Origin of the sequence: Streptomyces pyxinicus, from assembly GCF_024753135.1 — a bacterium.
Taxonomy (GTDB): domain Bacteria; phylum Actinomycetota; class Actinomycetes; order Streptomycetales; family Streptomycetaceae; genus Streptomyces; species Streptomyces pyxinicus.
In genome coordinates, this window is record NZ_JANUGP010000038.1 from 26567 (window position 1) to 52241 (window position 25675).

Sequence of the window (25675 nt, forward strand, 5' to 3'; positions counted from 1 at the left end):
TCCCGGCGTCCGCGCGAGGCGTGGTCAGCGGGACAGCAGCCGGCGCAGCCAGGTGACGCGGGCCGTGCGGGCCGCGCCGGACAGGGCCGCCTCCGGTACCAGGGCGTCGAAACCGTGGAACCCGCCCGGCCAGACGTGCAGTTCGGCCTCGCCGCCGGCCTGCCACAGGCGGTTCGCGTAGTCGACCACCTCGTCCCGGAAGGTCTCGGCCGAGCCGACGTCGAGGAAGGCCGGGGGCAGGCCGGACAGGTCGGTGGCGCGGGCGGGGGCGGCGTACGGGGAGACGTCGGGGGTGCCGCGGCGCTCGCCCAGCAGGGCGGTCCAGCCGGTCGCGTTGGCGGTGCGGTCCCAGACGCCCAGGCCCGCCAGCTGGCGGCCGGAGAAGGTGTCGTCGCGGTCGTCGAGCATCGGGTACATCAGGAGCTGGCCGAGCGGACGGGGGCCGCGCCGGTCCCGGGCCAGCAGGGCGAGGGCCGCGGTGAGACCGCCGCCGGAGCTGGCGCCCGTGACGACGATACGGTCCGGGTCGCCGCCGAGTTCCCCGGCGTGCCGGGCGGTCCACAGCAGGCCGGCGTACACGTCCTCGACGGGCGCGGGGTGCGGGTGCTCGGGGGCGAGCCGGTACTCCACCGACACCACGACCGCACCCAACTCCCGTGCCCAGGCCAGGGGTTCGGTCACGCCGGCCCGGCGGGTACCGGTCATCATGCCGCCGCCGTGCACGTGGTAGAGCACCGGCAGCGCCGTGGTGTGCGACGACGTCGCGGTGGGCGTGCACACCAGCAGGGAGATGTCGGGGGCGCCCTCGGGACCGGGCGCCGTGCGCTCCGTCACCTCGAAGGCGCCGTCCAGGGTGAGGTCGATCAGCGCGAGCACCTCGGCCGCGGTCTTCCGGGCGCTGTCGAGGTCGTCCAGCGCGAAACCGGGCGTGGCGGCCTCCCCCATCCGCTCCAGCGCGGCGGCGAGTTCCGGGTCGAACGGGGGCGGGGCCAGGGGCACGGCGTCTCCTCGGGCGGACCGCAGGGTGCTGCGGCGGCATGCCGGGACGTGTGTGCCCGACGGGGAGTCGCCTACCCCGTGTGGCGGGGAGCGTGTCGCGGGCGCGCCGGCCGGGTGACGCGCGCGGGGCCGGCACCTGGTGCGGTGCCGGCCCCGCGCGGAGCGGAGTAGGGCTCAGGCGGCGGTGACCGCTTCCACGGTGCCGTACAGACGCGCGACGACTTCGGTCAGCTGGGCGGCGACCTCGGCGTCGTCGGACGGATGGGTCTCGGCGAAGCGGGTCAGGGAGCCGGGGATCGAGAGCTTGATGTCCTCGATCACCCGGCCGCCGGCGAGGCCGACCGCCTTGCGGGCCTCGTCCTGGGCCCAGACGCCGCCGTACTGGCCGAAGGCGGTGCCGACCACGGCGACGGGCTTTCGACCGAAGGCGCCGGCGCCGTACGGGCGGGACAGCCAGTCGATGGCGTTCTTCAGGACGGCCGGGATGGTGCCGTTGTACTCGGGAGAGAAGAGCAGGAAGGCGTCGGCGGCCCGCGCGGCCTCGCGCAGCCTCGTGGCGGCGGCCGGGACGCCGCCCTCGACGTCGATGTCCTCGTTGTAGAACGGGATCTCGGCCAGGCCCTCGAACAGCTCGACCTCGGCGCCCTCGGGCGCGAGCTTCACAGCCGCCTCGGCGAGCTGGCGGTTGGTCGAACCGGCGCGGAGGCTGCCGACGAGCGCGAGGATACGGACGGACATGGGAACTCCAAGAGGCTGGTACGTCACTGGGGCGTCAAGGGGGCTGATGCGTCGCTTACATCGCTGGAACGATCCGGACCGGGGTCCGTTTAGCTTTCTATCACCCTAAGCGGACCGTGGTCCAGTTTTCTTCCCGATGCTTTACGCTGTCTTCATGTCCAGCGCCCCGCCGCCCTTCCCGAAGCCCCAGGAGCCCCTTGAGCCGCCCGAGTTGATCGAGGTCGGCCCGGCGCTGTCCGAGCCCTGCCTGCGCGCCGACGCGGCCCGCAACCGGGCCCGGCTGCTGGAGGCGGCGGCCCGGCTGATCGCCGAGCACGGGGTGGCCGGGGTCACCATGGAGGCGGTGGCCGCCGCGGCGCGGGTGGGCAAGGGCACGGTCTTCCGCCGCTTCGGCGACCGTACGGGGCTGCTGATGGCGCTGCTGGACCACTCGGACAAGCAGTTGCAGGCCGACTTCATGGGCGGCCCCCCGCCGCTCGGCCCGGGTGCGCCCCCACTCGACCGGCTGCGCGCGTTCGGGGTGGCGGTGCTGTACCGCTCGGCGGAGCGGCTGGACCTGCTGCTGGCCGCCCAGCCCGATCCGGACCGCCGCTTCTCCCACCCGGCCGTGGCGGCGCTGCGCACGCACGTCGTGATGCTGCTCCGGCAGATCGTGCCGGACGGCGACTGCGAACTGCTGGCCCGCACCCTGCTGGCCTCCCTCGACCCGGCCCTCATCCACCACCTGACCCGCCAGTGCGGCATGCCCCTGGAACGCCTGGAGGCCGGCTGGACCGACCTGGTCGCCCGCGTGACCGGCACGGACGCTCCGGCCGCGGACTCCACACACCGGGGCTGAGGGGGCTGCAGGGCTCGGTGCCGGCCGACTGCTTCCGTGCCCGGGCTCCACGCGCCGCACGGCTCCGGACCGGCTGAAGCAGCGCCCCGGAACGGCCCTGCGCCGGCCGGGCACGCGTCCCGGCGTCTACGGGTCGTATGGCCCCCGCGTCCCGCCCTCGCACCGGTCGCACCGGCCGAGGCGACGCCCGGGACCGCTGAGCCGGATGGCCCCGGCCCCCATTCCGCACCGGCCGAGCGGCCCCCGGACCCCGCGTGCCGCACGGTGCCGGGGCCCCCATTCCGCACCGGCCGAGCGGCCCTCAGACCCCACGTGCCGCACGGTGCCGGCCGGTCGATGCCGGGCCTGCGGCTCGGTCGCCGCACGGCCTCGGTGTCCGGGGCCGACGCGGCTCTCCGGTGTCAGCCGATGCCGTGGCTCGTGAACATGGCCACCAGGCCGTCGGGCGCGTCGCCGCGGAACAGCATCGCGCCGCTCTCCGCCGAGTCCGCCGCCGACCGCTCGGCGCGCGGGAACATGACGGCCTCGTAGGCGGCCAGCGCGGCCTCCGGGTCGCCGGGGTGCGCGGCCAGGGCGAGGGCGAGGTCGGCGGCGTCGGCGAGGGCCAGGTTGGCGCCCTCGCCGGCGAAGGGCGACATCAGGTGGGCGGCGTCGCCCAGCAGGGTGACGCCGGGGACCCGGTCCCAGCGGTGCCCGACCGGCAGGACGTGGATCCGGCGGGGCGTCACGGCGCCGTCCGCGTCCGCGACCAGCGCCCGCAGGCTGTCGTCCCAGCCCGCGAACTCCTTCAGCACGGCCGCCTTGGCCGCCTCGGTGTCGTCGAAGTCGATGCCGTCCAGCCAGTCCTCGGGTGTCACGACGGCCGTGTACACGTGCAGGCTGCCGTCGCTCTCGCGGTGCGCGAGGAAGCCGCGGCCGTCGCCGAGGGCGAAGAACATGCCGCCGCCGATCACCCGCGCGCTCTCCGGATGGCGCCGGTCCGCGTCCAGCAGGTCCACCTCGACGAAGGAGACACCGGCGTAGGCGGGCCGGGCGCCGGACAGCAGGGAGCGCACCCGGGACCAGGCGCCGTCCGCGCCGACCAGCAGGTCCGTGGTGAAGGCGGTGCCGTTCGCGAGGGTCACCTCGTGCCGGCCGGCGCCGAGCGGGCGGGCCCCGGTCACCTTGGCGCCCCAGCGGATCGTGCCCTCCGGCAACGAGCCGAGCAGCAGGTCGCGCAGGTCGCCGCGGTCGATCTCGGGCCGGCCGCCGGTGCCGTCGTCGGGCAGGTCGAGCCGGACGGTGCCGTGCCGGTCCAGCACCCGGGTGGCCTGGCCCCCGGTGTGGACGTGCGTCAGGAACTCCGCGTGCAGCCCCGCCGCGCGCAGCGCCCGCTGCCCGGAGTCGTCGTGGATGTCGAGCATGCCGCCCTGCGTCCGGGCGGCCGGTGAGGCGTCCAGGTCGAAGAGGGCGGCCTCGATGCCGTGCACGTGCAGCACGCGGGCGAGCATCAACCCGCCGAGTCCCGCGCCGACGACGGCTATGGGGTGGTGGGGGAGGGCGGAAGGGGAAGCGGTCATGGTGGCCTCCTGGCCGGTCGGAAGGGTGCGGGGGAGTTCAGTGGGAGCCGGCGGCCGGGTCCGCGCCCGCCCCGGGTACAGCGGTCCGCTCGATGCCGCCCAGCAGGGCCCGGAAGGCCCACGACAGCCGGGCCTCGGGGGTGCCGGACAGCAGCGCGCCCGCGCCGGCGGCGATGTGCGGATGGGTCTCGGCGGACGCCTCGCGCAGTGCGCGGGTGACGGCCTGCCACTCGTCCGGCGACTCCTCGCCCGCGTGCTCGGCGGCGGTCGCGGTGGCGTGCTGGAGCAGCAGGTCGACCCCCCAGGCCGCCTGCTCGCGCGGCACCCCGCCCGCGTCCAGCAGTCCGAGAAGTGTCTCGACGAGCCGCAGGTAGTTCGGGCCGCTGGGGCGGGCGGTGAGCGCCGAGCGGGCGAGGCTCGGGTGGGCGAACAGCATCTCGGTGTAGGCGGTGAGCACCTTCTCCAGGCGCTCGCGCCAGTCGCCCTCGGCCGGGGCCGGGCCGACCGTGCCGAGCAGCTCGTCCAGGACCGCCGCGTGCAGCTCGTCGGTGTTGCGCACGTACACGTACAGCGAGGCCGGGCCGGTGTCCAGCTCCTGGGCCAGCCGGCGCATGGTCACCTTGCGCAGCCCCTCGGCGCGCAGGATCGCGACGGCGGCGGCGACGATGCCCTCCCGGGTGAGGGCGGGCTTGGCGGGACGCTCACGACGGGAGCGGGGTGCGGCGGTCATGGCACCACGGTAACGAACATGTTCGCTGCGAACAAGTTCGTAGCGAACATGTTCGTTCACCCGCGCGTTCCCCCGCCCGCACCCGTCCCCGGCCGCTCTGCCAAGATGCGCACTGTCATGACGCAGCTACCGAACACGCCCACGAGCGCCGACGTGGCCCGCCTGGCCGGCGTCTCGCGCGCGACCGTGTCGTACGTCCTCAACAACGCCGGCACCGTCCGGATCAGCGAACCGACGCGGCGGCGCGTCCGGGAGGCCGCGCGCGAACTGGGGTACGTGCCCCACGCCGCCGCCCGCAGCCTGCGCGCCGGGCACAGCCGCATGGTCCTGATGCCCGCCCCGTCGATCCCCGTCGGACCGCTCTACGGCGCCTTCATCAACGAACTCCAGTGGGCGCTCGGCCGGCTCGACTACACCGTGGTGCAGTACGGCAGCGGGGGTCTGGAGGGCGACGAGGCCGCCCGTGCCTGGGCCGAACTACGGCCGGTCGCGGTGCTCGTGCCGGGCGCCGGACTCGGCCCGGCCGGCGTCCAGGTGCTGAAACGCTCCGGCGTCCGTGCCGTCGTCACCCTCGGCCCCGGACGCGTCGACGGCGCGCACGCCCTGCTGATGGACCACGACGCCGTCGGCCACCGCGCGGGCAGACACCTGTACGAGCGCGGCCGGCGCCGGATCGGTGTCGTCATGCCCGCGGAAGCGGGACTCGACGCCTTCTCCCGGCCCCGGCTCGCCGGCGTCCGCCAGGCCCTGCGCGGCACCGACGCCACCGCCACGGAACTGCCGCTGCGCTACACGGAGGAGGACGCGGGCCGACTGGCCGGGCGCTGGCGGGAGTCGGGCCTGGACGCGGTGTTCGCCTACAACGACGAGTACGCCATGCTGCTGCTGCGCGCCCTCCAGGACGAGGGCCTCGACGTGCCCGGGGACGTCGCCGTGATCGGCGCCGACGACCTGATGCTCGGCCGGCTGCTGCGCCCCCGTCTCAGCACCGTGCACATCGAGCTGCCCTCGGGCCGCTGCCTGGCCGAACTGGTCGACCGGGCGGTACGCGACCCGGCCGCCGAGCCCGAGGTGCACCAGGTGCTGGGGGCCACGGTCGTCCGGCGCGAGTCCAGCTGACCCGGCGTACGCCGGGCCCTCACACCGTAAGCCGGATCACCCCGCGCGGGATTACTGGGCCGCGTTTCCCTCCTGCGCGGCGATGCTCTTGCGGACCTCGTCCATGTCCAGGTTCCGTGCCTGCCCGATGATGTCCGCGAGCGCGGCCTCCGGCAGGGCGCCCGGCTGCGCGTACACGGCGACCCGGTCCCGGACGATCATCAGCGTCGGGATCGACTGGATCTCGAAGGCGGCGGCCAGCTCCGGCTGCGCCTCCGTGTCCACCTTGGCGAACACCAGGTCCGGGTTGGCCTCGGCGGCCTGCTCGTACACCGGCGCGAACTGCCGGCACGGACCGCACCAGGAGGCCCAGAAGTCGATGAGGACGAAGTCGTTCTCGGCGACCGTCTGGTCGAAGTTCTCCTTGGTCAGCTCCACGGTGCTGCTCATGGCGTGTGTCCCTCTTCCTGGTGTGGGGTGTGCCGACGGCGCAAACACGGCCGCCGGGCCGCCTATTCCACGCGCGCACGCTCCTGTCCCGCGCGCGTACCCCTGTGGCCAGGACACACACCACCCACCAGACTGACCCCATGACGGAAACGGAATCCATCGCGTACGACGTCGTGGTGATCGGGGGCGGTCCCGTGGGGGAGAACGTCGCCGACCGCACCCGGGCGGCCGGTCTCAGCACGGCCCTCGTGGAGAGCGAACTGCTCGGCGGCGAATGCTCCTACTGGGCCTGCATGCCCAGCAAGGCCCTGCTCAGGCCGGTCATCGCGCAGGCCGACGCCCGCCGGCTGCCCGGCCTCGCCGAGTCGGTGCGGGGCCCCCTGACGGCCCCGGAGGTCCTCGCCCGGCGCGACCAGTTCACCTCGCACTGGAAGGACGACGGCCAGGTCTCCTGGCTGGAGGGCACCGGCACCAGCCTGTACCGCGGTCAGGGCCGCGTCGCCGGACCTCGCACAGTCACCGTGACCGCCCCCGACGGCACGGTCACCACGCTCACCGCCCGGCAGGCCGTCGCCGTGTGCACCGGCACCCGCGCCCAACTGCCCGACCTGCCGGGCCTCGCCGAGGTCAAGCCCTGGACCAGCCGCGAGGCGACCAGCGCCAAGGCGGCGCCGGGCCGGCTGATCGTCGTCGGCGGCGGTGTCGTCGCCACCGAGATGGCCACCGCCTGGCACGCCCTCGGCTCCCGGGTCACCCTGCTGGTGCGCGGCAAGGGCCTGCTGAACCGGATGGAGCCCTTCGCCGGGGAACTCGTCGCCGAGGCGCTCACCGAGGCGGGCGTCGACGTCCGCACCGGCACCTCGGTCGCGTCCGTGACCCGCGAGGACGGCACCGTCGTCGCCGTCACCGGCACCGGCGAGCGCATCGAGGCCGACGAGATCCTCTTCGCCACCGGACGCGTCCCGGGCACCGACGACATCGGCCTCGACACCGTCGGCCTGGAACCGGGCTCCTGGTTGGACGTGGACGACACCCTGCGCGTCACCGGCACCGACTGGCTGTACGCGGTCGGTGACGTCAACCACCGCGCCCTGCTCACCCATCAGGGCAAGTACCAGGCCCGGATCGCCGGCGCCGCCATCGCCGCCCGCGCGGCCGGCGGCCCGGTGCTGGACGAGCCCTGGGGCGCGCACGCGGCCACCGCCGACCACGACGCCGTACCGCAGGTAGTCTTCACCGACCCCGAGGCCGCGGCGGTCGGCCTCTCCCTCGCCGAGGCGGAACAGGCCGGCCACCGCGTGCGCGCCGTGGACGTCGAGTTCTCCTCGGTCTCGGGGGCGAGCCTGTACGGCGACGGGTACCAGGGCCGCGCCCGCATGGTCGTGGACCTGGAGGACGAGATCCTGCGCGGTGTCACCTTCGTCGGCCCCGGCGTCGGTGAGCTGATCCACTCCGCGACCGTCGCCGTCGCCGGCCGGGTCCCCGTCAGCAGGCTGTGGCACGCGGTCCCGTCCTACCCGACCCTGAGCGAGGTGTGGCTGCGGCTGCTGGAGGCCTACCGGGACAAGTGAGCCGACTGCCGGTCCGCTTACGGCAGTTCGAAGCCCAGGGCCTCGGCGGCGGCCGCCGGGGCCGGCTGGGACCACAGGGCGGCGACGGCCTCGTTCGTGGACAGCGAGCGCAGTTCGGCGCGGTCCAGGTAGAGGGTGCCGTCGAGGTGGTCCGTCTCGTGCTGGACGATGCGCGCCGGCCAGCCGGTGAACACCTCGTCCAGCGGGCGGCCCGCCTCGTCCGAGCCGCGCAGCCGCACCTCGGCGTGCCGGGCGACGACCGCCTGCCAGCCCGGCACGCTCAGGCAGCCCTCGAAGAACGCGGCCCGCGCGCCGCCGACCGGCTCGTACACCGGGTTGACCAGGACCCGGAACGGCAGCGGCACCCGGCCCCGGACCGTCACGATCTCCCCGGCCACCGGTGCCGGGTCCTCGACGACCGCTATCCGCAGCGGAATCCCGACCTGCGGGGCGGCGAGGCCCACGCCCGGCGCGGCACGCATGGTCAGGCGCAGGGCCTCGACGAAACGGGCCAGCAGCGCGGGTCCGAGCTGGCCGTCGTACGGCTCGGTGGCGCGGCGCAGCACCGGCTGTCCGGCGGCGACGATGGGCAAGGGACCGCCGGCGGCGAGGAGTTCCTCGACCCGCTCGGCGAGCGGCATGTGATCATGAACAGATGTCATCGGGTCAGGATGCCACGCTCCCGACCTCGTGAAGTAGCGTTGTCCGACACGCCGGAGCCGACGCCGCTTCCGACGCCGGAACCGGCGCGGCGGCGGGGCGGGACGCGCGGGCCACGAGCAGAGGGAGCCGGGGAGATGGCGCGGGAAGACGGCCGGGCCGGGCGGCGCGGCCAGGGCGAGCTGGAGGGCCAGGTCCTCGGCGCGCTGGGCGAGGCCGAGGGGCCGGTCAGCGCCGCCTGGGTGCGGCAGCACCTCGGCGGCGACCTCGCCCACACCACCGTGGTCACGATCCTCACCCGGCTGCTCGCCAAGGACGTCGTCGCCCGCGAGCGCCGGGGCCGCTCCTTCCTGTGGACGCCGACCGCCGACGTGGCCCGGCTCGCCGCCCTGCGCATGCGCCGCCTGCTGGACGGCGAACACGACCGCGAGGCCGTCCTCGCCAGCTTCGTCACCGCCCTGCCGCCCGGCGACGAACAGGTGCTGCGGGCCCTGCTCGACATCCCGGGCGCGGACGACGGCGGCACGGGAGCCTGACCGCGCATGGGCGTCTTCGTCTTCCTGCCACTCGTCCTGCCGCTGTCCGCCTGGCCGGTGGCCCGGCTCGCCGAGACCCGGCTGCATCCGCGCACCGCCACCCGGCTGCTGACCGCCGTCGCCGTCGTCATGGCGCTGTGCAGCACCCTGTGCCTGGCCCTGCTCATGGTGGTCGGCACCGCCCAGCTGCCCGGAAACCCGCTGCCGGACGGCTGGTCCGACCCGGAGGTGCGGGCCGCGCTGCCGTACGACGAGGTGGCCGGCCGGGCCGCGATCCCGGCCCTCACCGTGGTCGCCGCCGCCTGCGCCCGCACCCTGCTGCGGCACCGCCGGGTCACCCGGCGGGCCCGCCGCGCCCTGGCCGCGCTGCCCGGGCCGACGGTCGCGGTGCTGCCCGACAGCGCGCCGTACGCCTACGCGCTGCCCGGCGGCCGGGGCCGGGTCGTCGTCACCACCGCGCTGCTCGCCGGACTCGCGCCCGCCGAGCGCCGCGCCCTGTTCGCCCACGAGCGCGCCCATCTGACGGCCTGTCACCACCGCCACCTGCTCGCCGTCCACTTGGCGGCCCGGGCCAACCCGTTCCTGCGTCCGCTGCGCACCGCCGTCCTCTACACCGCCGAGCGCTGGGCGGACGAGGAGGCGGCCCGCGCGGTCGGCGACCGGCGGACGGTGGCCCGCGCCATCGGCAAGGCGGCCCTGCTCTCCGCCGGCACCCCGGCGCCGACCCTCGCGGCGCTGGCGGCGGCCGGCCCGGTGCCGCGCCGGGTGGCCGCCCTCCTGGCCCCGGCGCCCGCGGCCCGCGACTGGCCGTCCGCCTGCACCGCCGCCGGCCTGGCCGTCTGGGGCGCGACGGCCGGTGCGCTGATGTCGGCGATGTCCTCGGCGAACTCCGCCGTCACCCTCTTCCTGACCCTCCAGGCGGCGACGCCCCTCTGACCCGGGGCGTGCGCCTCACTCCTGCGGGAAGTCGCCCGCGAGCGCCGAGGCGACCCGCAGGTGCCGCGCCGCCTCCTCGTGCCGGGCCTGCCGCTCCAGCGTGCGGCCCAGCATCAGCCGGGCGTAGTGCTCCACCGGGTCGCGCTCCACGATGGTCCGCAACTCGGTCTCGGCCCGCCGCAGTTGGGCCGAGTGGTAGTAGGCGCGGGCCAGCAGCAGCCGGGGCCCGGTCTGCTCCGGGACCTCCTCGACCAGCCGGGCCAGCACCCGGGCGGCGCCCGCGTAGTTCTTCGCCTCGAAATACCGCCGCGCGCGCTCCCAACGCTCGGCCAGGGTACCCCGGTGGTAGTAGGGGACCTTCGTCTCCTGCGTCTCCATGGGTGACCTCCTTCGACGGCGGCCACAACGGAAGCGGGTTGTTGAATATTCCAGCACATCGGGGAATACCCTAGGGGGGTATAAGGTTCCGTTTACTGACCCGGTTACTGACCCGGTTCAAGCAGGGGAGGCCGACGATGGACCACAGCGCCCGGCAGCATGGACAAGGGCACCACGCGTCGTGGCGTACGGCCGCGCAGGCGACGCTGCACTGCCTGACCGGCTGTGCGATCGGCGAGGTGCTCGGCATGGTCATCGGCACCGCGGCGGGGCTGCGCAACGCGGCCACCGTCGTCATCTCCATCGTCCTGGCCTTCGTCTTCGGCTACGCGCTGACCATGCGGGGCGTCCTGCGCGCCGGTCTCCCGGTCCGCCGGGCGCTGAAGGTCGCCCTGGCCGCGGACACCGTGTCGATCGCCGTGATGGAGCTGATCGACAACACCGTCGTCGTGAGCGTGCCCGGCGCCATGGACGCCGGCCTGGCGGACGCCCTGTTCTGGGGCTCGCTCGTCGCCTCCCTCGCCCTGGCCTTCGTGCTGACCGTCCCCGTGAACCGCTGGATGATCGGCCGCGGCAAGGGACACGCCGTCGTGCACGCCTACCACTGACGGCACCGTCTTTGCGGTGGTGCGGTGTTTCATGCCTCGCCCCGCTGGATTCCGCCCGTTCGTGTGCAAGCCCTCGCTTGTGCCGGTCCGGGCACCCGGCACGGCTGGATAGTGGATCAGCCGCCGGGGTGAGGGCCCCGGGGAACCCACCGGAAAGCAGAGGTGTTTCACCATGGCCACCACCGAGGCGACCGACCGCGTCCGACTGGTCTTCTCCCTCTTCGACGCCGACGGGAACGGCTATATCGAGCCCGCCGACTTCGAGTTGATGGGCGACCGGGTCGCCGCCGCCGTACCGGCGGCCGACGAGGCCGCGAAGGACCGGCTGCTCGGTGCCTTCCGCCGCTACTGGGACACGCTCGTGACCGAGCTGGACGCCAACGGCGACGGCCGGATCAGCCCCGAGGAGTTCACCGCGATCGTCCTCAACCCGCAGCGCTTCGACGCCACCGTGGACGAGTTCGCCGACGCGCTCGCCACCCTGGGCGACCCGGACGGCGACGGTCACGTCACCCGCCCCGACTTCGTCGCCCTGATGACCGCCATCGGCTTCGAACGGCCCAACATCGAGGCGCTGTTCGACGCCTTCGGCCCCGACGGGGGCGACCGGGTGGCCGTCTCCGCATGGGCGGACGGCATCCGCGACTACTACCGCCCGGAGAAGTCCGGCATCCCCGGCGACCACCTGACCACCGGCACGTCCCGGTGACCCGGATCGTCCACCAGGGCGGCGCCGGCGTGCCGTCGGCCGGAGCCGGGCCGGTCGTCGGGCTCGCGGTCGGCCGGGGCACCGGCCCCGAACTCGCCGAGGTCTTCGAGCGGGTGCTCGGCACGCTCACCGCCGCCCACCCGGCGGGCGTGGAGATCGTGCGGTCCCCGCGGCTGTACCACTCCTACGTCTCGCTCCGCGCCGAGCGGGACATCGCCCGGATCCGGGAGCTGACGGCCGAGGACGCCGAGCACTACGAACGGTTCTGCCGCGCCCGCGCCGAGGGCGGCACGACCGCCGTCTTCCGCACCGCCATCAACGCCCAGTCCCTGTACCTGGTCCGCCGGCGCCTGCGGGCCGTGAAGGTCGACCACCTCACGGCGGGGGAGAAGTCCCTGCTCCTGGTGCGCGACCAGGCGCAGGGCTTCTACACCGGCGAGAACCGGCACACCGAGGGCGAGGTCACCCGCACCCTCACCTTCAGCCGGGAGATCACCGAGGCCGTCGTCGGCTACGCGCTGGCCCGGGCCCGGCACACCTGGCCGGACGGCCGGCTCGGCCGGATCGTGATGGCGTACAAGTTCCATCTGCTGGACGGCGCGTTCGACGCCTGGGTGGCCGGGCTCGCCGACCGGCACGGCGTGCGGATCGACGTGTTCCAGCCGGACACGGTCAACCGCAACCTGCTCGCCCACGGCCTGCCGGACCGCACCCTGCTGATCGCCGGGAACGAATGGGCCGACATCATGCACGTCATGCTGCTGGACCGGTTCGGCTCCGACCGGCAGGAGAACCGCTGCACGGAGAACGTCTGCCTCGAACCCGGGGTGGCCGGCCTGGTCGAGTACCAGACCGTGCACGGCTCCGCCGACGACCTGGCGGGGCGGGACCTGGTCAATCCGGTGGCCACGATCCGCGCGGCGGCCCTCGTCGCCGAGCGGCACGCCGGGTGCGACGGCGCCGTACCCGCGACCGAGGCGGCGCTGACCGCCCTGGCCGTGGACGGCGTCGGAACCCCCGACGTCGGCGGGCGGCACACCACCACCGGGGTGGTGGACGCGCTGCTCGACGCGCTGGCACCGGTCGGCGCGCCCCGGGTCGGCGACGCCGACGCCGCCCTGGCCGGCGGCTCATGACCGGACCGACGGACACGGCCCTGGTCCTCGTGGACCTGCAGAACGACTTCTGCGCCGGTCCCGTGGCCAGGGCCCGCTTCGGCGGCGACCCCGCCGTCCTCGACGCGGTCGTCGCCGCCAGTGTCCGCGCCGCCGAGACCGCCCGCGCACGGGGCGTGGAGGTGGTGTTCGTGCGGTTCCTCGGGGACCCCGAGCACCAGGGCGCCGGATGGCGGCTGCGCGACCAGCGGCTCGGCAAACGGCCGAAGTGCCTGGAGGGATCGTGGGGCGCCGAGTTCCACGGTCCGCTCCCGGAGCCCGGCGAGGCGGTCTTCACCAAGCGGGCCTGCTTCGACGCGTTCCTCGGCGCGGGCTTCGAGGAGCACCTGCGCGCGCGGGGCGCCCGGCACCTGGTGTTCGCCGGACTGTACGCCGACGTGTGCGTGGACTCCACCGCCCGCACGGCCTTCCAGAAGGGCTTCCACGTGACCGTCCTGAGCGACTGCACGACCGCCCTGCACCTGCCGGACGACGCGGTCCTGCGCTTCATGCGCGCCGTGTACGGCGCCCGGACCGTCACCGCGGACGACCCCACGGCATGGACCGTCCCGGCACTCGTCCCCGAACCGAAGGAGGAGGCGTGCGTACCCCCACCGGTGTGAGCGCGCAGGGCGTGGCGGCGGGTGTCGGCCGTACCGCCCTGCTGGTGGCCGCCGCCCGCGCGATCGAGACCCACCGCCCCGACGCCCTGGCCCGGGACCCCTTCGCGGAGCACTTCGTCCGCGCGGCACCGGTCTCGGCCGACTGGCCGGTCCACCCCGACCAGGTGCCCGGCGGCGACGCCGACCCCCTCTGGGGCCGGCTCGGCCGCTACTTCGCCCTGCGCACCCGCGCCCTGGACGACCGGCTGCTCCGCGCGGCACGCGCCGGGGTGCGCCAAGTGGTGCTGCTGGGCGCCGGGTTGGACTCCCGGGCGTACCGCCTGGACTGGCCGCCGGGCTGCACGGTGCACGAGATCGACACCGAGGAGGTGCTGACCTTCAAACAGGCGGTGCTCGACCGCGCGGACGCGGTGCCGGCGGCCGAGCGCCGGACACTCGCGGCCGACCTGCGCCACGACTGGGCCGAGGCGCTGCTGGACACCGGCTTCGACCCGGCCGAGCCGACCGCCTGGCTCGCCGAGGGGCTGCTGCTCTATCTCCCGGCCTCCGCCGAGCGCCGGCTGATCGCCACCGTCGACCGGCTCAGCGCGTCCGGCAGCGGCCTGGCGTACGAGATCAAGGAGGTCAGCGAGTCACCACGGGTCCGCGCCAACCCGGTGTACGTCGCCGCCCGGCAGCGCCTCGGCATCGACCTGCTGTCCCTCTTCGACACCCGGCCCCGTCCCGACTCGGCCGGTGAACTCGCCGACCGCGGCTGGACGGTGCGGGTCCGCACCCCGTTCGACTTCACGGCCCTGCACGGCCGCGGCCCGCGGCCCGAGCCCGACGACGCCCTGGCCGCCAACCGCTGGGTCTTCGCCACGGTACCCGCGGCCGGAAGGGGCGGCTGGGCGCCGGTGGCCAGGTCCGCTCCGTGAGAGCCCGTCCCGCTCCGTGAGCGTCCGGCCGGCTCAGCGCGGTGCCGCCGCGCCCACGCCCGCCGGCCGGCCGGGCGGCGCGGCGGCGGGCCGGGGGCGGCGCTCCGGCCGCCAGGTGGCCACCAGGGCGCCCGCCAGCAGCAGTTCGGCGATGTCCCCGCCGTAGTACATGATCTCCGCGCCCTGGCGGACCTGGCCGATGGGCGCGTGGATGTCGATGAGGAACCCGCCGTACATGGCCTGCGCGACCAGGGCGTGTACGGCGATCGCCACGCCCAGGTACACCAGCCGGGCCCGCACACCGGGCCGGGCGGGCGCCGGGTCCGGACCGGCGACGGCGTGGGCGAACAGGCAGCCCGAGACCAGGAAGTGGGCGTGCAGGAGCCGGTGCCCCGCCGGGTGCGCCATGGCGGTGTCGTAGACCGGTGTGAAGTACAGGACGGCCAGGGTGCCGGTGCTGAGCAGGAGCGCCACCGCCGGGTGCGTCAGCACCCTGGCCGGCGGACTGTGCAGGACGCGGGTCAGCCGGCGGGCCCGGGGAGCGGGCAGGACGCGCAGCAGGAGGGTCACCGGCGCGGCCAGCACCAGGGCCAGTGGCGCGTACATGCCGATGAGCATGTGCTGGGCCATGTGCCCCCGGAAGTCGGTGTGCGCGGCCGGGGCCAGCGGCGGCAGCAGGGCCAGGGCGAGCAGCGCCAGCCCGGTGAGGAACGACGCCGAGCGCCAGGGGTTCCCACCCCGGTCCGGGTTGCGGCGCCGGGCCCGCCGCACCGCCAGCAGGTACAGGCCGGCCACGGCGAGCAGCACCAGCGCGGTCAGCACGGGCTCCAGCGGGCCGGTGCCGCCCCCGCCGTGGTGCATGCCGCCACCGTGATCGGGCATGCCGCCCATCAGGCGCGCTCCGCCGGCCGGCCGTCACCGCGGGGCGCCTCGGGGTCGAACGGCCGGCCACCGCGCTGGATCAGATACCCGGCGACGACGAACACGGCACCGAGGACGAGGAACCCGGCGTCCCACCACGCCTGGTGAGGGCCGCCGCGCACATGGTGGATGCCCAGGATCTGGTGGTCCAGGAGACCCTCGACCAGGTTGAACAGGCCCCAGCCGGCCAGGATCCAGCCCCACAGCACCCGTGACGTCCACACCGCCCGGCGACGGTGGGTGACCCGCGCGTACAGGACGCCCAGTCCCACCAGGACGGCGATCCAGCACACGGCGTGGAAGACGCCGTCCCACACCGTGTTCATCTCCAGCCCCGAGACGGTGTGGGGGTCGTAGTACTTCACCCCGATGTGGTCGTGGTCGGTGCTGGTCAGCATGTGGTGCCACTGGAGGAGCTGGTGCAGCAGGATGCCGTCGACGAACCCGCCGAGACCCACGCCGAGCACGATCCCGGGCAGCCGCAGACTGTCCGGCGCGGTCGTCGCCGCTCGGGCCGGGCCCGCCGTGGTGGCCATCTCGTCCTCCGTATCGTCGACCGTCCGCCGCACACGTTCCGGGACAGCGTTTCCCTCCGGGCGTCCGCCAATCACCCGATCCGGCCGTCTTCCACCGGATTCCGCTGCCGCGTGGTGGCCGTCGTTCGACCGTCGGGCTTGATCACGGCGCCGGAACGTGCATGGTGATCGGTAACCGGGCAAAGCGCCAGGTGTGACACGCGTCGGAATCGTCCTCCTGATCCTGCTGGCCGCCCTCGGGGCGGTGGCGGCCGCGGTCGGCGTCTCGCCCGCCTGGTGGTTCGCCGCCGTACCGCTCGCCCTCGTGGCCGCGCTGGGCATCCGGGACCTGCTGCAGCCCCGGCACTCGGTGCTGCGCAACTACCCGGTCCTCGGCCACGCCCGCTTCCTGCTGGAGCGCATCCGCCCTGAGCTCCAGCAGTACTTCATCGAGCGGAACTACGACGGCCGCCCCTTCGACCGGGACGTGCGCAGCATCGTCTACGAGCGCGCCAAGGGCACCGACGCCGAGGAGCCGTACGGCACCGAACGGGACGTCTACCAGCCCGGCCACGAGTACCTCGTCCCCTCGATGGCGCCCTGCCCGGTGCCCGAGGAGGCGCCGCGGGTGCGGATCGGCGGCCCGGACTGCACGCGCCCCTACGACATGGCCCTGCTCAACGTCTCGGCCATGAGCTTCGGCTCCCTGTCGGCCAACGCGGTGCTCGCCCTCAACGGAGGCGCGGCGGCCGGCGGCTTCGCCCAGGACACCGGGGAGGGCGGCCTCTCCGAGTACCACCTGCGCCCCGGCGGCGACCTGGTCTGGGAGATCGGCACCGGGTACTTCGGCTGCCGCACCGACAAGGGCGAGTTCGACCCGCACGAGTTCGCCGACAAGGCCGCCCACGACCACGTCAAGTGCGTGTCGCTGAAGCTGTCGCAGGGCGCCAAGCCCGGCATCGGCGGCGTACTGCCCGGAGCCAAGGTCAACGCCGAGATCGCCCGGGTCCGGGACGTCCCCCAGGGGCGGACGGTCATCTCCCCGCCGTACCACCGGGTGTTCTCCACCCCGCGCGAACTCGTCCGCTTCCTCGCCCGGATGCGCGAGCTGTCCGACGGCAAGCCCACCGGGTTCAAACTGTGCGTGGGCTCGCGCCGGCAGTTCCTGGCCGTCTGCAAGGCGATGCTGGAGGAGGGCACGGCACCCGACTTCATCGTGGTGGACGGCTCCGAGGGCGGCACCGGCGCGGCGCCCCTCGAATTCGCCGACCACGTGGGCGCCCCGCTCACCGAGGGACTGCACGTCGTGCACAACGCCCTCGTCGGCACCGGCCTGCGCGACCGGATCAGGATCGGTGCCAGCGGCAAGATCGCCACCGGCACCGACCTCGTCAAACGCCTGGCGCAGGGCGCCGACTACGGCAACGCCGCGCGGGCCATGATGTTCGCCGTCGGCTGCATCCAGGCCCAGCGCTGCCACACCAACACCTGCCCCACCGGCGTCACCACCCAGGACCCGCGCCGCGCCCGCGCCCTCGACGTGCCCGACAAGACGGCCCGCGTCCGGCGCTTCCAGGAGGCGACCGTCGCCAGCGCCCTGCAGATCATGGCGTCCATGGGCGTCAGCGACCCCGCCGACCTGCGCCCGCACATGCTCCGCCGGCGCGTCGACCCCTCGACCGACCGCTCCTATGCGGACCTGTACGAGTGGCTCGCGCCCGGGCAGCTGCTCGCCGAGCCGCCGGCCACCTGGGCGGCCGACTGGGACGCCGCCGACCCCGACCGATTCACCGTTTGAGCTGGAGGAACCAAGTGACCCGTACCGTCGCCGGCGTGATCGTGGACGCCCTGGGCGAACTCGGCGTACGCCAGGTGTTCGGCGTCGTCGGAGACGCGCTCAACCCCCTGACCGACGCCATCCGCACCACCGAGGACATCGAGTGGGTGGGCTGCCGGCACGAGGAGGCCGCCGCCTTCGCCGCGAGCGCCCAGGCCCAGCTCACCGACACCCTCGGCGTGTGCATGGGCACGGTCGGACCCGGCTCCGTGCACCTCCTCAACGGCCTGTACGACGCGGCCAAGAGCCACGCCCCGGTACTCGCGATCGCCGGGCAGGTGCCGCTCGCCGAAGTCGGCAGCGACTACTTCCAGGAAGTCGACAACGACGCCCTCTTCAGCGACGTGGCCGTCTTCCGCGCCACCATCACCTCGCCGGACCAGCTGCCGCAGCTGCTGGAGACGGCGGTGCGCACCGCGCTGGGCCGCAAGGGCGTCGCCGTCCTCACCGTGCCCGGCGACCTCGGTGAGCGGGAGCTGACCACCGACCGCCCGGCCCGGTTCTCCCTGAACCCTCCGCTGAGCCGGCCCGACGACGAGGCCGTCCGCCGCGCCGCGGAACTCCTCGATCGCTCCGAGCGGATCACGATGCTCGTCGGGCAGGGCGCCCGCGCCGCCCGCGCCGACGTCCTCGCCCTCGCCGACCGGCTGGCCGCGCCGATGGTCCTCACCCTGAAGGCCAAGGCTGGCTTCGAGGGCGACACCAACCCCTTCCAGGTCGGCCAGACCGGGCTGATCGGCAACCCCGCCGCGGCGTCGGCTCTTGAGGACGCGGACACCCTGCTCCTGCTCGGCACCGACTTCCCCTACCGGGACTGGTATCCCGAGGGCCGCAACGTGATCCAGGTGGACACCGAGGCCACCCACATCGGGCGCCGGGTGCCGGTCGACATCGGGCTCGTCGGCGACACCGGCGCCACCGTACGCGACCTGCTGGGGCGCCTCGACGCCCCGCCGGCCGGCTCCGACGGCGCCCGTGACCGCTCGCATCTTGAGAAGTCGCGCGAGCGTTTCGACCAGTGGCGCGAGCGGCAGGCCCGGCTCGCCGACCCCGCGCACGACAAGGGCGTGGTGGGCCGGATCCGGTCCGCGCTGGACAACCGCGACCACGACATCCGCCCGGAGGCGCTGGCCGCCGTCGTCGACCGGGTCGCGGCCGACGACGCCGTCTTCACCTCCGACACCGGCATGGCCACGGTGTGGCTCTCCCGCTTCGTGGAGATGCGCGGCGAGCGCCGCCTCATCGGCTCCTACAACCTCGGCTCCATGGCCAACGCCATGCCGCAGGCGCTGGGCGTGCAGGTGCTGGACCGTGAGCGGCAGGTCGTGGCCTTCTGCGGCGACGGCGGACTGAGCATGCTGCTCGGTGACCTCATGACGCTCAAGACGTACCGGCTCCCGGTCAAACTGGTCGTCTTCGACAACCGCCGCCTCGGCATGGTGAAGCTCGAACAGGAGCAGGTCGGCCTGCCCGAGTTCGGCACCGTCCTCGACAACCCCGACTTCGCCGCCGTCGCCGAGGCCATGGGCATCACCGGTATCCGGGTGACCGACCCGGGCGACCTGGACAGCGCGGTGCGCCGCGCGTTCGCCGCGCCGGGCCCGGTGCTGCTCGACGTCCTGACCAACCCCGACGAGATCGCCGTACCGGCCAAGCCGACCGTCGCACAGGGCTGGGGGTTCGCGGTGGCCAAGGTGAAGGAGGCCGTCCGCAGTCACGGCGACGAGGACTGACGGAAATTCCTGTGCATGCCGGCCGCCGACCCGGGTAGACGCCCCTCTGCCGGGGCGGTGGACCGGCGAGGACGAAACCGATCGACTGGGTAGGGGCGCAGGATGACGACGACCGTGCAGACCGCGGGGCACAGGGTGCACGTTGCGGAGGTCCCGGAGATCGCGGAACCCTCCAAGGTCGCGCCCAGGGACGCGCGTGAGCTGTCGAAGGTGTTCTTCGACCAGCTCGCGGTGCTGGAGGAGGGCACGGCCGAGTTCCAGTACGCGCGGAACACGCTGATCGAGATGAACATGTCCCTGGTCCGGTTCGCGGCCTCCCGGTTCCGCAGCCGGGGCCCGGAGGAGATGGAGGACATCGTCCAGGTCGGCATGATCGGTCTGATCAAGGCGATCGACCGTTTCGAGCTGACGCGGGAGGTCGAGTTCACCTCCTTCGCCGTGCCGTACATCGTCGGTGAGATCAAGCGGTTCTTCCGCGACACCTCCTGGGCCGTGCACGTCCCGCGCCGCCTTCAGGAGGCCCGCGTCCAGCTCGCCCGCGCCAACGAGGAACTGCGCAGCCGCCTGGGCCGGACACCGACGGTGCGGGAGCTGTCGGAGCTGATGAGCCTTCCCGAGAGCGAGGTCGTCGAGGCCCAGCTGGCCTCCAACGGCTACAAGTCCGCCTCCCTGGACGCGGCCATCAGCGGCAGCGAGGACGGCGAGGCGGCGCTGGCCGACTTCATCGGCGACGAGGACGCGGCCCTCGGTCTGGTGGAGGACTTCCACGCCCTCGCCCCGATGATCGCCGAACTCGACGAACGCGACCGGAAGATCATCCACTGGCGGTTCGTGGAGGAACTGACGCAGGCGCAGATCGGCGAACACCTCGGCGTCTCCCAGATGCATGTCTCCCGGCTGATCTCCCGCCTGGTGGCCCGGCTGCGCGAGGGCATGCTGAGCACGAGCTGAGCCGGCGGCGGATCGCGGCTCGCCGTGATCCGCCCTTCTCCGTCCTCCGGGGTCCGGTCCGCATCGTCGGCCGGACCCCTTTCGGGTGCCGGCGGCCTCGACGGAGCCGCCGGGCTCAGAGAAAGCGCCGGGCTCAGAGAAAGCGCCGGGCTCAGAGAAAGCGCCGGACCGGCATGACCATCGTCTCCTTGGCGCGTTGCAGCACCGCCCGCCGCCGCCACCGGGTGAGATCGATGTCCACACTGCGCTCCAGGTCCGCGTCGTAGTCCCGGTCGAGCGACGCGGTGAACTTCTCGTCCAGGACGGCCAGCATGACCTCTTCGTCGTGGTCCATGGACCGCCGGTTGAAGTTGGTCGATCCGATCAGCGACGCGACCGAGTCGACCGTGATGATCTTGGCGTGCATCATGGTCGGCTGGTACTGCCGGATGCGCACCCCGGCCCGCAGCAGCCGGGTGTAGTGATGCTGGCCGGCGAGCTGACAGGCACGCTGGTCGGTGTGCGGGCCGGGCAGCAGGATCTCGGTGCGCACACCGCGCCGGGCGGTCTCGCAGAGCAGGCCGACGAAGTAGGGGTCCGGGGCGAAGTAGGCGGTCGCCAGCCGGAAGCGTTCCTCGGCGGAGGTGAGCATGACCCGGATCAGGGTCTGCATGTCCTGCCAGCCGATGCTCGCCGAGCCGCGGACGACCTGCACCACCGACGAGCCGGGCTGCGGGTGTTCCGTGAAGCGGTCACGGTCGTCGAAGAGTTCCTCATGGCACTCGGCCCAGTTCTGCGCGAACGCGGCGGCGATGCCGTCCACGGCCGGACCCCGCACCTGGACATGGGTGTCGCGCCACTCGCCGGGGCCGCCGGCGTCGCCGCACCACTCCTCCGCGATACCGACGCCGCCGGTGAAGGCGGTGTGCTCGTCGACGATGAGCGCCTTGCGGTGACAGCGGTGGTTCTGCTTGAACGGCGACAGCCACACCGGCCGCCGGAACCAGGACACCTGCACCCCGGCGCTGTCCATGAGGTCCAGCAGCCGGCCCTCGATCCGCTGGGCGCCGAAGCCGTCGAGCAGCAGCCGTACCCGTACCCCCGCCCGGGCCCGGTCGGCGAGGGCCTCGGCGAAGTCGTGGGCGATCTGGCCCCGCCAGTACACGAACGTCATCATGTCGATGGTGTGCCGTGCCGACCGGATCGCGCCCAGCATCGCGGGGAAGATCTCGTCACCGTTGCGCAGCCGGACCAGTTCGTTCCCCTCGGTGGCGGCCACCCCGATCAGCCGCTCCAGCCGACGGCGCAGCCGCTGCTTGCGCGCTTCCACGTCGGACGCGGTGTCGCGGGCGGGGACCGCCGGTATGCCGTCGAGTATCACGCCGAATCTCCCAGAGACCATCAGAACGAAGCGGGCCCCTGACCGAGCCCGAACAACCACATGCCCGGGGCGCGACGGGTCACTCCGGCCTGGCCGGGCCGGGCGCGCGCGGTCCGTAAGGTGTGGGCATGGACCTCGAAGCCGTCCGGACCTTCGTCGCCGTCGCCGACGCGGGGCAGTTCCAGGAAGCCGCCGTCGAGCTGGCCGTCACCCAGCAGGCCGTTTCCAAGCGCGTCGCCGCGCTGGAGCGCAGGCTCGGCGTGCGGCTGTTCACCCGGACCGCGCGGGGCGCCGGGCTGACCATCGACGGGCAGGCCTTCCTGCCGCACGCGCGCGAGCTGCTGCGCGTCGCCGAACGCGCCGTGGCCTCCGTGGACTTCGCCCGCCGACCGCTGCGCGTCGATGTCATCGCCTCCCGTGTCGCGCCGTCGGGCCTGATGCGCGGCTTCCACCGCGCGCATCCGGGGATCGAGCTGGACGTGGTGTGGCTGTTCGACGTGGAGACGGCCGTCACCGCCGTCGGGTCCGGCGAGATCGACGCGTCCTTCCGCGCCGTCGCCATGCCCGGCCGGCCGCTGCCCGAAGGCATCGCCTCCGCCCGGGTGTTCGACGAGCCGCTCCAGCTCCTCACCGGACCCGCGCACACGCTGTCCGGCGCCCGGTCCGTGACCCTCGCTCAGCTCGTCGGACACCGGATCTGGATGCCCGGCATCGTCCCCGGCACCGAGTGGGCCGCCTACTACGACGACCTCGCCGCCGAGTTCGGTCTCACCATCGAGGCGACCGGCCCGAACTTCGGCTCCGACGCGCTCCTCGACACCATCGCCGACACCCCCGCCCTGGCCACCCTCATGGGCCGGGACACCCGCCTGGTCTGGCCCGCCGGCCACGGTCTGCGGCTCATCCCGGTGACCGACCCGACGCCCGTCTACCCGCACTCACTCCTCTGGCACCGCGACAACCCCCACCCTGCACTGACCACCCTCCGCGCCCACCTCGCCGCCACCGCCACCGGCCAGGACCGCACCGGGACCTGGACGCCGGACTGGGCGATCCCACACTGAGGCCGGAATGTCAGCCGTGTGCTCGAATCTCGGTAGCCGGCGTCTCCTGGCCGGCTGCCCACGACGCCAACAGGGCCAGACCGTCCGCGGTCGCCGTGCCGGCGGGCGCGGTGTAGACGTTCAGGAGCAGGCCGGGTTCGGCGGACATCTCCATCGACTCGACGTCCAGGTCGAGCCGGCCCGCCACCGGATGGTGCACCCGCTTGACTCCGGATCGGTGGAGCCGAACGTCCTGAGACGCCCACCGCTGCCGGAACAGTTCACTGTGTGTGGACAATTCACCGGCCAGGGCGATCAACTCCTCGTCGTGCGGATCGCGGCCGGCCTCCATGCGCAGTTTCGCGGCCACATCGCGGGCGATCCGGTCGTAGTCGACGAAGAACGTTCTCGCCGCTTCGGGATCCAGATACACGAACCGCGCGGTGTTCGCCGGCCGTCGCGTGTCGGCCAGCACCGGTGAATACAGCGCGCGGGCAAGTCGATTCGTGGCCAGCACGTCATAACGGCCGTTGCACATCCAGGCCGGCGCGTCGGTGATGGCGTCGAGTACCCGCTGAAGCGCCGGACGCACCGTCACGGCGGATCGCCGGCGGCGTGGACCGCTGGGCGCCCCGGGCTGCCGCGCGAGGTGGAACAGGTGATCGCGCTCGGCCTCGTCAAGTTGCAGGGCGGAGGCCAACGCGTCGAGCACCCCGTCGGAGGCACCGGCGAGGCTGCCGCGCTCCATCCGCACGTAGTAGTCGACCGACACCCCGGCCAGGAGAGCCACCTCTTCGCGACGCAGACCCTTGACCCGGCGGTTGCCGCCGTAGGCGGCCAGTCCGGCCCGCTCGGGCGCGATCCGCGCGCGACGCGAGGTCAGGAACTCCTTGATCTCAGTACGTAGATCGATCGTGGCCACCCCCTCACCCTAGGCGCTGTCCGCCGGCGAGGTCTCGCGCCGACGCCTACGTACCTGATGCGGTCGTGGCGATGCCGCCGTCGACCGGGATGATGGTGCCCGTGAGGTAGGAACCGGCCCGGCCGGCGAGGAACACGGCGATACCCGCCATGTCGTCGTCGCGGCCGAGCCGACGCAGCGGGGCCTTCGCCGCGATCGTGTCGCCGACGGCGTCGAGCGTGGCGGCCATCATCTGCGACGGGAACGGTCCTGGGGCCACCGCGTTCACCGTGATGTGCTGGGGACCCAGTTCCCGGGCCAGCACTCTGGTGAGTTGATGGAGTGCCGCTTTGCTGCCGGCGTAGGAGTAGTTGGGCGACTCGGCGACGTGGATGGCGGCGATACTGCCGATGTTGATGATCCGCGCGGGATCATCGGCGGTGCCCGCCCCGCGAAGTGCGGGGAGCAGCGCCTGGACCAGCCAGAACGGCGACTTGAGGTTGATGTCGATCACCGCGTCCCAGGCCTCGTCCGGGAAGGTCTCCAGCGGCTCGCGCCACATGGCTCCCGCGTTGTTGACGAGGATGTCCAGGCGCTCCGAGTCGGCCTTGACGAGATCAGCGAGGCGCTGACACTCGTCGTGCCGGGACAGGTCGGCGGGGATCGCTCGAACGTCGCCGAACGCGGACAGGAGATGCCGCGCCTCCGCGCACGTGTCCGCATCGCGTGAGCTGATGACGACGCGGGCGCCCGCCTGGAGAAGGCCGCGCGCGATCATCATCCCGATGCCCCTGGTGCCGCCGGTGACGAGTGCGTACTTCCCACTCAGGTCGAAAAGGTCTGCGTGAGGGGTGAACCGGTTGTCCGCCATGGGTCTTCGGCCTTTCTGCCGTGGAAGCGTGGTGCGGCTGAACGGAAACGACTCAGGCAGGTTGGCAGGCGTCCTGGGCGTCCGGGAGATCCTGGTGATACAGGTACCGCGAGAGCCACCCTTGCCCGGCACATCGCGTTCGGCACCACGCGGCGGGTGAACAGCCGAGGCCGTCGCCCTAAGGGTGTTCGCGGAGCTGGAGGGCGCCGGCCAGGGAGAAGCACAGGGCGCCGGTGAAGGTGCCCCAGTTGGCGATGTCGGCGCTCACCAGGGTGCCGGTGGCCGGGCGGGTGTAGGCGGCGAGGGCCGACACCATGAACAGGACGGAGCCGAACTGGTTCACGGCGACGATCCACCAGCCCAGGCCGCGTGCGCGGACGCGGGGCAGGCCGTGGCGGAGTTCCACGAAGCCCAGGTGTCCCGAGACGAGGAACAGCACGCAGCCGACCACGTCCGGCACCCAGATCAGCCGGTCGACCTGCTGGACGCTCAGGCCCCGCAGGAAGGAGTCCAGCAGGTTGACGCCGAAGACTAGTGTGCCGACCAGGAGGACGAACCCGCTCAGCCAGTCCACCCGCATCGGCTCGTAACTCCACCACCGCCAGCGGCGGGAGGTCAGCCGGGCTTCGCCGGCCGAGTGTCGGCGGGGCGCGTTGACGACCTGGAGCAGGGCCGCGTAGCCGCCGGTGTTGAAGAACAGACCGCCCGCGAAGTAGATCGACGCGCACTCGGTGGCGTCGCCGGAGCCGAACAGGGCGACGGCGGCGCCGGTCGCGAAGAGGGCTCCGCCGACGACGAAGGCGATCGCGGCGATGCCGCCCAGCCTGCGCAGCCGGCCGATGGCGACGGCGTCCGCCCGGACCCGGCGGCTCTCCGCCGCACCGGGCGGACGGACGGCGAGCGCACCCCGCCGCCGCGCGGTCCTCGACTCCCAGACCGCCGTGCCGCCGTCGGGAAGACGCCACGTCAGCCTGGTGGTGAACGGTCCCGCGCCCTCGGCGCGCTGCTCCGGCTGCCCCACGCGCCGAGCCTAGGCAGC

27 protein-coding genes are annotated in these 25675 nt (G+C 73.6%); 14 read left to right on the plus strand and 13 right to left on the minus strand.

Annotation, left to right across the window (positions count from 1 at the left end):
• Positions 1-24 precede the first annotated feature (24 nt).
• Together NX794_RS32030 and NX794_RS32035 are read right to left on the minus strand one after the other, a co-directional pair.
• Positions 25-999, minus strand: a complete 975-nt coding sequence (locus tag NX794_RS32030) for an alpha/beta hydrolase (protein ID WP_258783164.1) — start codon at positions 997-999, stop codon at positions 25-27.
• Positions 1000-1173: 174 nt separating this feature from the next.
• Positions 1174-1737, minus strand: coding sequence for an NADPH-dependent FMN reductase (locus NX794_RS32035; RefSeq protein WP_258783165.1), 564 nt, complete (start codon positions 1735-1737; stop codon positions 1174-1176).
• A 136-nt stretch (positions 1738-1873) separates the two neighbouring features.
• On the opposite strand from NX794_RS32035, the gene NX794_RS32040 reads away from it, so the two are divergent.
• Positions 1874-2575 (plus strand): TetR/AcrR family transcriptional regulator, encoded by a 702-nt coding sequence (locus tag NX794_RS32040; protein WP_258783167.1) that lies wholly within the window; start codon positions 1874-1876, stop codon positions 2573-2575.
• Positions 2576-2976: 401 nt separating this feature from the next.
• On the opposite strand, the gene NX794_RS32045 is transcribed toward NX794_RS32040, so the two are convergent.
• Entirely contained in the window at positions 2977-4134 is a 1158-nt protein-coding gene (locus NX794_RS32045; protein ID WP_258783168.1) for an FAD-dependent oxidoreductase, read from the minus strand.
• Positions 4135-4171: 37 nt separating this feature from the next.
• Positions 4172-4864, minus strand: coding sequence for a TetR/AcrR family transcriptional regulator (locus NX794_RS32050; RefSeq protein ID WP_258783169.1), 693 nt, complete (start codon positions 4862-4864; stop codon positions 4172-4174).
• A 117-nt stretch (positions 4865-4981) separates the two neighbouring features.
• Between NX794_RS32050 and NX794_RS32055 the strand changes: the two genes are divergently transcribed.
• Positions 4982-5983 (plus strand): LacI family DNA-binding transcriptional regulator, encoded by a 1002-nt coding sequence (locus tag NX794_RS32055; protein ID WP_428986002.1) that lies wholly within the window; start codon positions 4982-4984, stop codon positions 5981-5983.
• 51 nt (positions 5984-6034) lie between these two features.
• Here NX794_RS32055 and trxA read toward each other — a convergent pair whose 3' ends face one another.
• The gene (gene trxA / locus NX794_RS32060) at positions 6035-6412 is read right to left on the minus strand and encodes a thioredoxin (protein ID WP_258783171.1); all 378 of its coding nucleotides are present in this window, start codon (positions 6410-6412) and stop codon (positions 6035-6037) included.
• Positions 6413-6552: 140 nt separating this feature from the next.
• Between trxA and NX794_RS32065 the strand changes: the two genes are divergently transcribed.
• Positions 6553-7983 carry a dihydrolipoyl dehydrogenase family protein gene (locus tag NX794_RS32065; protein ID WP_258783172.1) on the plus strand — a complete coding sequence of 477 codons (1431 nt, stop codon included), beginning with the start codon at positions 6553-6555 and terminating at the stop codon, positions 7981-7983.
• Positions 7984-8000: 17 nt separating this feature from the next.
• Here the strand turns inward: NX794_RS32065 and NX794_RS32070 are convergent, their stop codons facing one another.
• Complete coding sequence (locus tag NX794_RS32070; RefSeq protein WP_258783173.1) at positions 8001-8645, minus strand: peptide deformylase; 645 nt, start codon at positions 8643-8645, stop codon at positions 8001-8003.
• 135 nt (positions 8646-8780) lie between these two features.
• On the opposite strand from NX794_RS32070, the gene NX794_RS32075 reads away from it, so the two are divergent.
• On the plus strand, positions 8781-9179 hold the full coding sequence (locus NX794_RS32075; RefSeq protein WP_258783174.1) for a BlaI/MecI/CopY family transcriptional regulator: 399 nt from the start codon (positions 8781-8783) through the stop codon (positions 9177-9179).
• A 6-nt stretch (positions 9180-9185) separates the two neighbouring features.
• Positions 9186-10115 carry a M56 family metallopeptidase gene (locus NX794_RS32080; protein ID WP_258783175.1) on the plus strand — a complete coding sequence of 310 codons (930 nt, stop codon included), beginning with the start codon at positions 9186-9188 and terminating at the stop codon, positions 10113-10115.
• 15 nt (positions 10116-10130) lie between these two features.
• On the opposite strand, the gene NX794_RS32085 is transcribed toward NX794_RS32080, so the two are convergent.
• On the minus strand, positions 10131-10493 hold the full coding sequence (locus NX794_RS32085) for a tetratricopeptide repeat protein (RefSeq protein WP_258783176.1): 363 nt from the start codon (positions 10491-10493) through the stop codon (positions 10131-10133).
• 137 nt (positions 10494-10630) lie between these two features.
• Here NX794_RS32085 and NX794_RS32090 point away from each other — a divergent pair, with 137 nt between their 5' ends.
• From NX794_RS32090 to NX794_RS32110, 5 genes are all read left to right on the plus strand, one after another.
• Positions 10631-11101, plus strand: a complete 471-nt coding sequence (locus tag NX794_RS32090) for a DUF4396 domain-containing protein (protein WP_258783177.1) — start codon at positions 10631-10633, stop codon at positions 11099-11101.
• 172 nt (positions 11102-11273) lie between these two features.
• On the plus strand, positions 11274-11810 hold the full coding sequence (locus NX794_RS32095) for an EF-hand domain-containing protein (protein WP_258783178.1): 537 nt from the start codon (positions 11274-11276) through the stop codon (positions 11808-11810).
• Entirely contained in the window at positions 11807-12946 is a 1140-nt protein-coding gene (locus NX794_RS32100; RefSeq protein ID WP_258783179.1) for an isocitrate/isopropylmalate family dehydrogenase, read from the plus strand. Before NX794_RS32095 ends, NX794_RS32100 begins: the two co-directional genes overlap by 4 nt.
• Positions 12943-13587 (plus strand): cysteine hydrolase family protein, encoded by a 645-nt coding sequence (locus NX794_RS32105; RefSeq protein ID WP_258783180.1) that lies wholly within the window; start codon positions 12943-12945, stop codon positions 13585-13587. Before NX794_RS32100 ends, NX794_RS32105 begins: the two co-directional genes overlap by 4 nt.
• Positions 13524-14504, plus strand: a complete 981-nt coding sequence (locus NX794_RS32110) for an SAM-dependent methyltransferase (protein ID WP_428986003.1) — start codon at positions 13524-13526, stop codon at positions 14502-14504. The genes NX794_RS32105 and NX794_RS32110 overlap by 64 nt, the downstream gene beginning before the upstream one ends.
• Positions 14505-14537: 33 nt before the next feature.
• Here NX794_RS32110 and NX794_RS32115 read toward each other — a convergent pair whose 3' ends face one another.
• Together NX794_RS32115 and NX794_RS32120 are read right to left on the minus strand one after the other, a co-directional pair.
• Positions 14538-15395, minus strand: a complete 858-nt coding sequence (locus NX794_RS32115) for a cytochrome c oxidase assembly protein (RefSeq protein ID WP_258783182.1) — start codon at positions 15393-15395, stop codon at positions 14538-14540.
• Entirely contained in the window at positions 15395-15961 is a 567-nt protein-coding gene (locus NX794_RS32120; RefSeq protein ID WP_258783183.1) for a DUF2243 domain-containing protein, read from the minus strand. The genes NX794_RS32115 and NX794_RS32120 overlap by 1 nt, the downstream gene beginning before the upstream one ends.
• A 193-nt stretch (positions 15962-16154) precedes the next feature.
• On the opposite strand from NX794_RS32120, the gene NX794_RS32125 reads away from it, so the two are divergent.
• From NX794_RS32125 to NX794_RS32135, 3 genes are all read left to right on the plus strand, one after another.
• Positions 16155-17738, plus strand: coding sequence for an FMN-binding glutamate synthase family protein (locus NX794_RS32125; protein ID WP_258783184.1), 1584 nt, complete (start codon positions 16155-16157; stop codon positions 17736-17738).
• A gap of 14 nt (positions 17739-17752) precedes the next feature.
• The gene (locus NX794_RS32130; protein WP_258783185.1) at positions 17753-19510 is read left to right on the plus strand and encodes a thiamine pyrophosphate-dependent enzyme; all 1758 of its coding nucleotides are present in this window, start codon (positions 17753-17755) and stop codon (positions 19508-19510) included.
• Between the two features lie 102 nt (positions 19511-19612).
• Positions 19613-20461 (plus strand): RNA polymerase sigma factor SigF, encoded by an 849-nt coding sequence (locus tag NX794_RS32135; protein WP_258783186.1) that lies wholly within the window; start codon positions 19613-19615, stop codon positions 20459-20461.
• A gap of 151 nt (positions 20462-20612) precedes the next feature.
• On the opposite strand, the gene NX794_RS32140 is transcribed toward NX794_RS32135, so the two are convergent.
• The gene (locus NX794_RS32140) at positions 20613-21821 is read right to left on the minus strand and encodes a phospholipase D-like domain-containing protein (RefSeq protein ID WP_258783187.1); all 1209 of its coding nucleotides are present in this window, start codon (positions 21819-21821) and stop codon (positions 20613-20615) included.
• A gap of 128 nt (positions 21822-21949) precedes the next feature.
• Between NX794_RS32140 and NX794_RS32145 the strand changes: the two genes are divergently transcribed.
• On the plus strand, positions 21950-22885 hold the full coding sequence (locus tag NX794_RS32145; protein WP_258783188.1) for a LysR family transcriptional regulator: 936 nt from the start codon (positions 21950-21952) through the stop codon (positions 22883-22885).
• Between the two features lie 10 nt (positions 22886-22895).
• On the opposite strand, the gene NX794_RS32150 is transcribed toward NX794_RS32145, so the two are convergent.
• The 3 genes from NX794_RS32150 to NX794_RS32160 form a co-directional block, all read right to left on the minus strand.
• The gene (locus tag NX794_RS32150) at positions 22896-23786 is read right to left on the minus strand and encodes a helix-turn-helix transcriptional regulator (RefSeq protein ID WP_428986004.1); all 891 of its coding nucleotides are present in this window, start codon (positions 23784-23786) and stop codon (positions 22896-22898) included.
• A gap of 46 nt (positions 23787-23832) precedes the next feature.
• Positions 23833-24636, minus strand: a complete 804-nt coding sequence (locus NX794_RS32155; RefSeq protein WP_258783189.1) for an SDR family oxidoreductase — start codon at positions 24634-24636, stop codon at positions 23833-23835.
• 178 nt (positions 24637-24814) lie between these two features.
• Positions 24815-25657 carry a hypothetical protein gene (locus tag NX794_RS32160; protein WP_258783190.1) on the minus strand — a complete coding sequence of 281 codons (843 nt, stop codon included), beginning with the start codon at positions 25655-25657 and terminating at the stop codon, positions 24815-24817.
• Between the last annotated feature and the right edge of the window lie 18 nt (positions 25658-25675).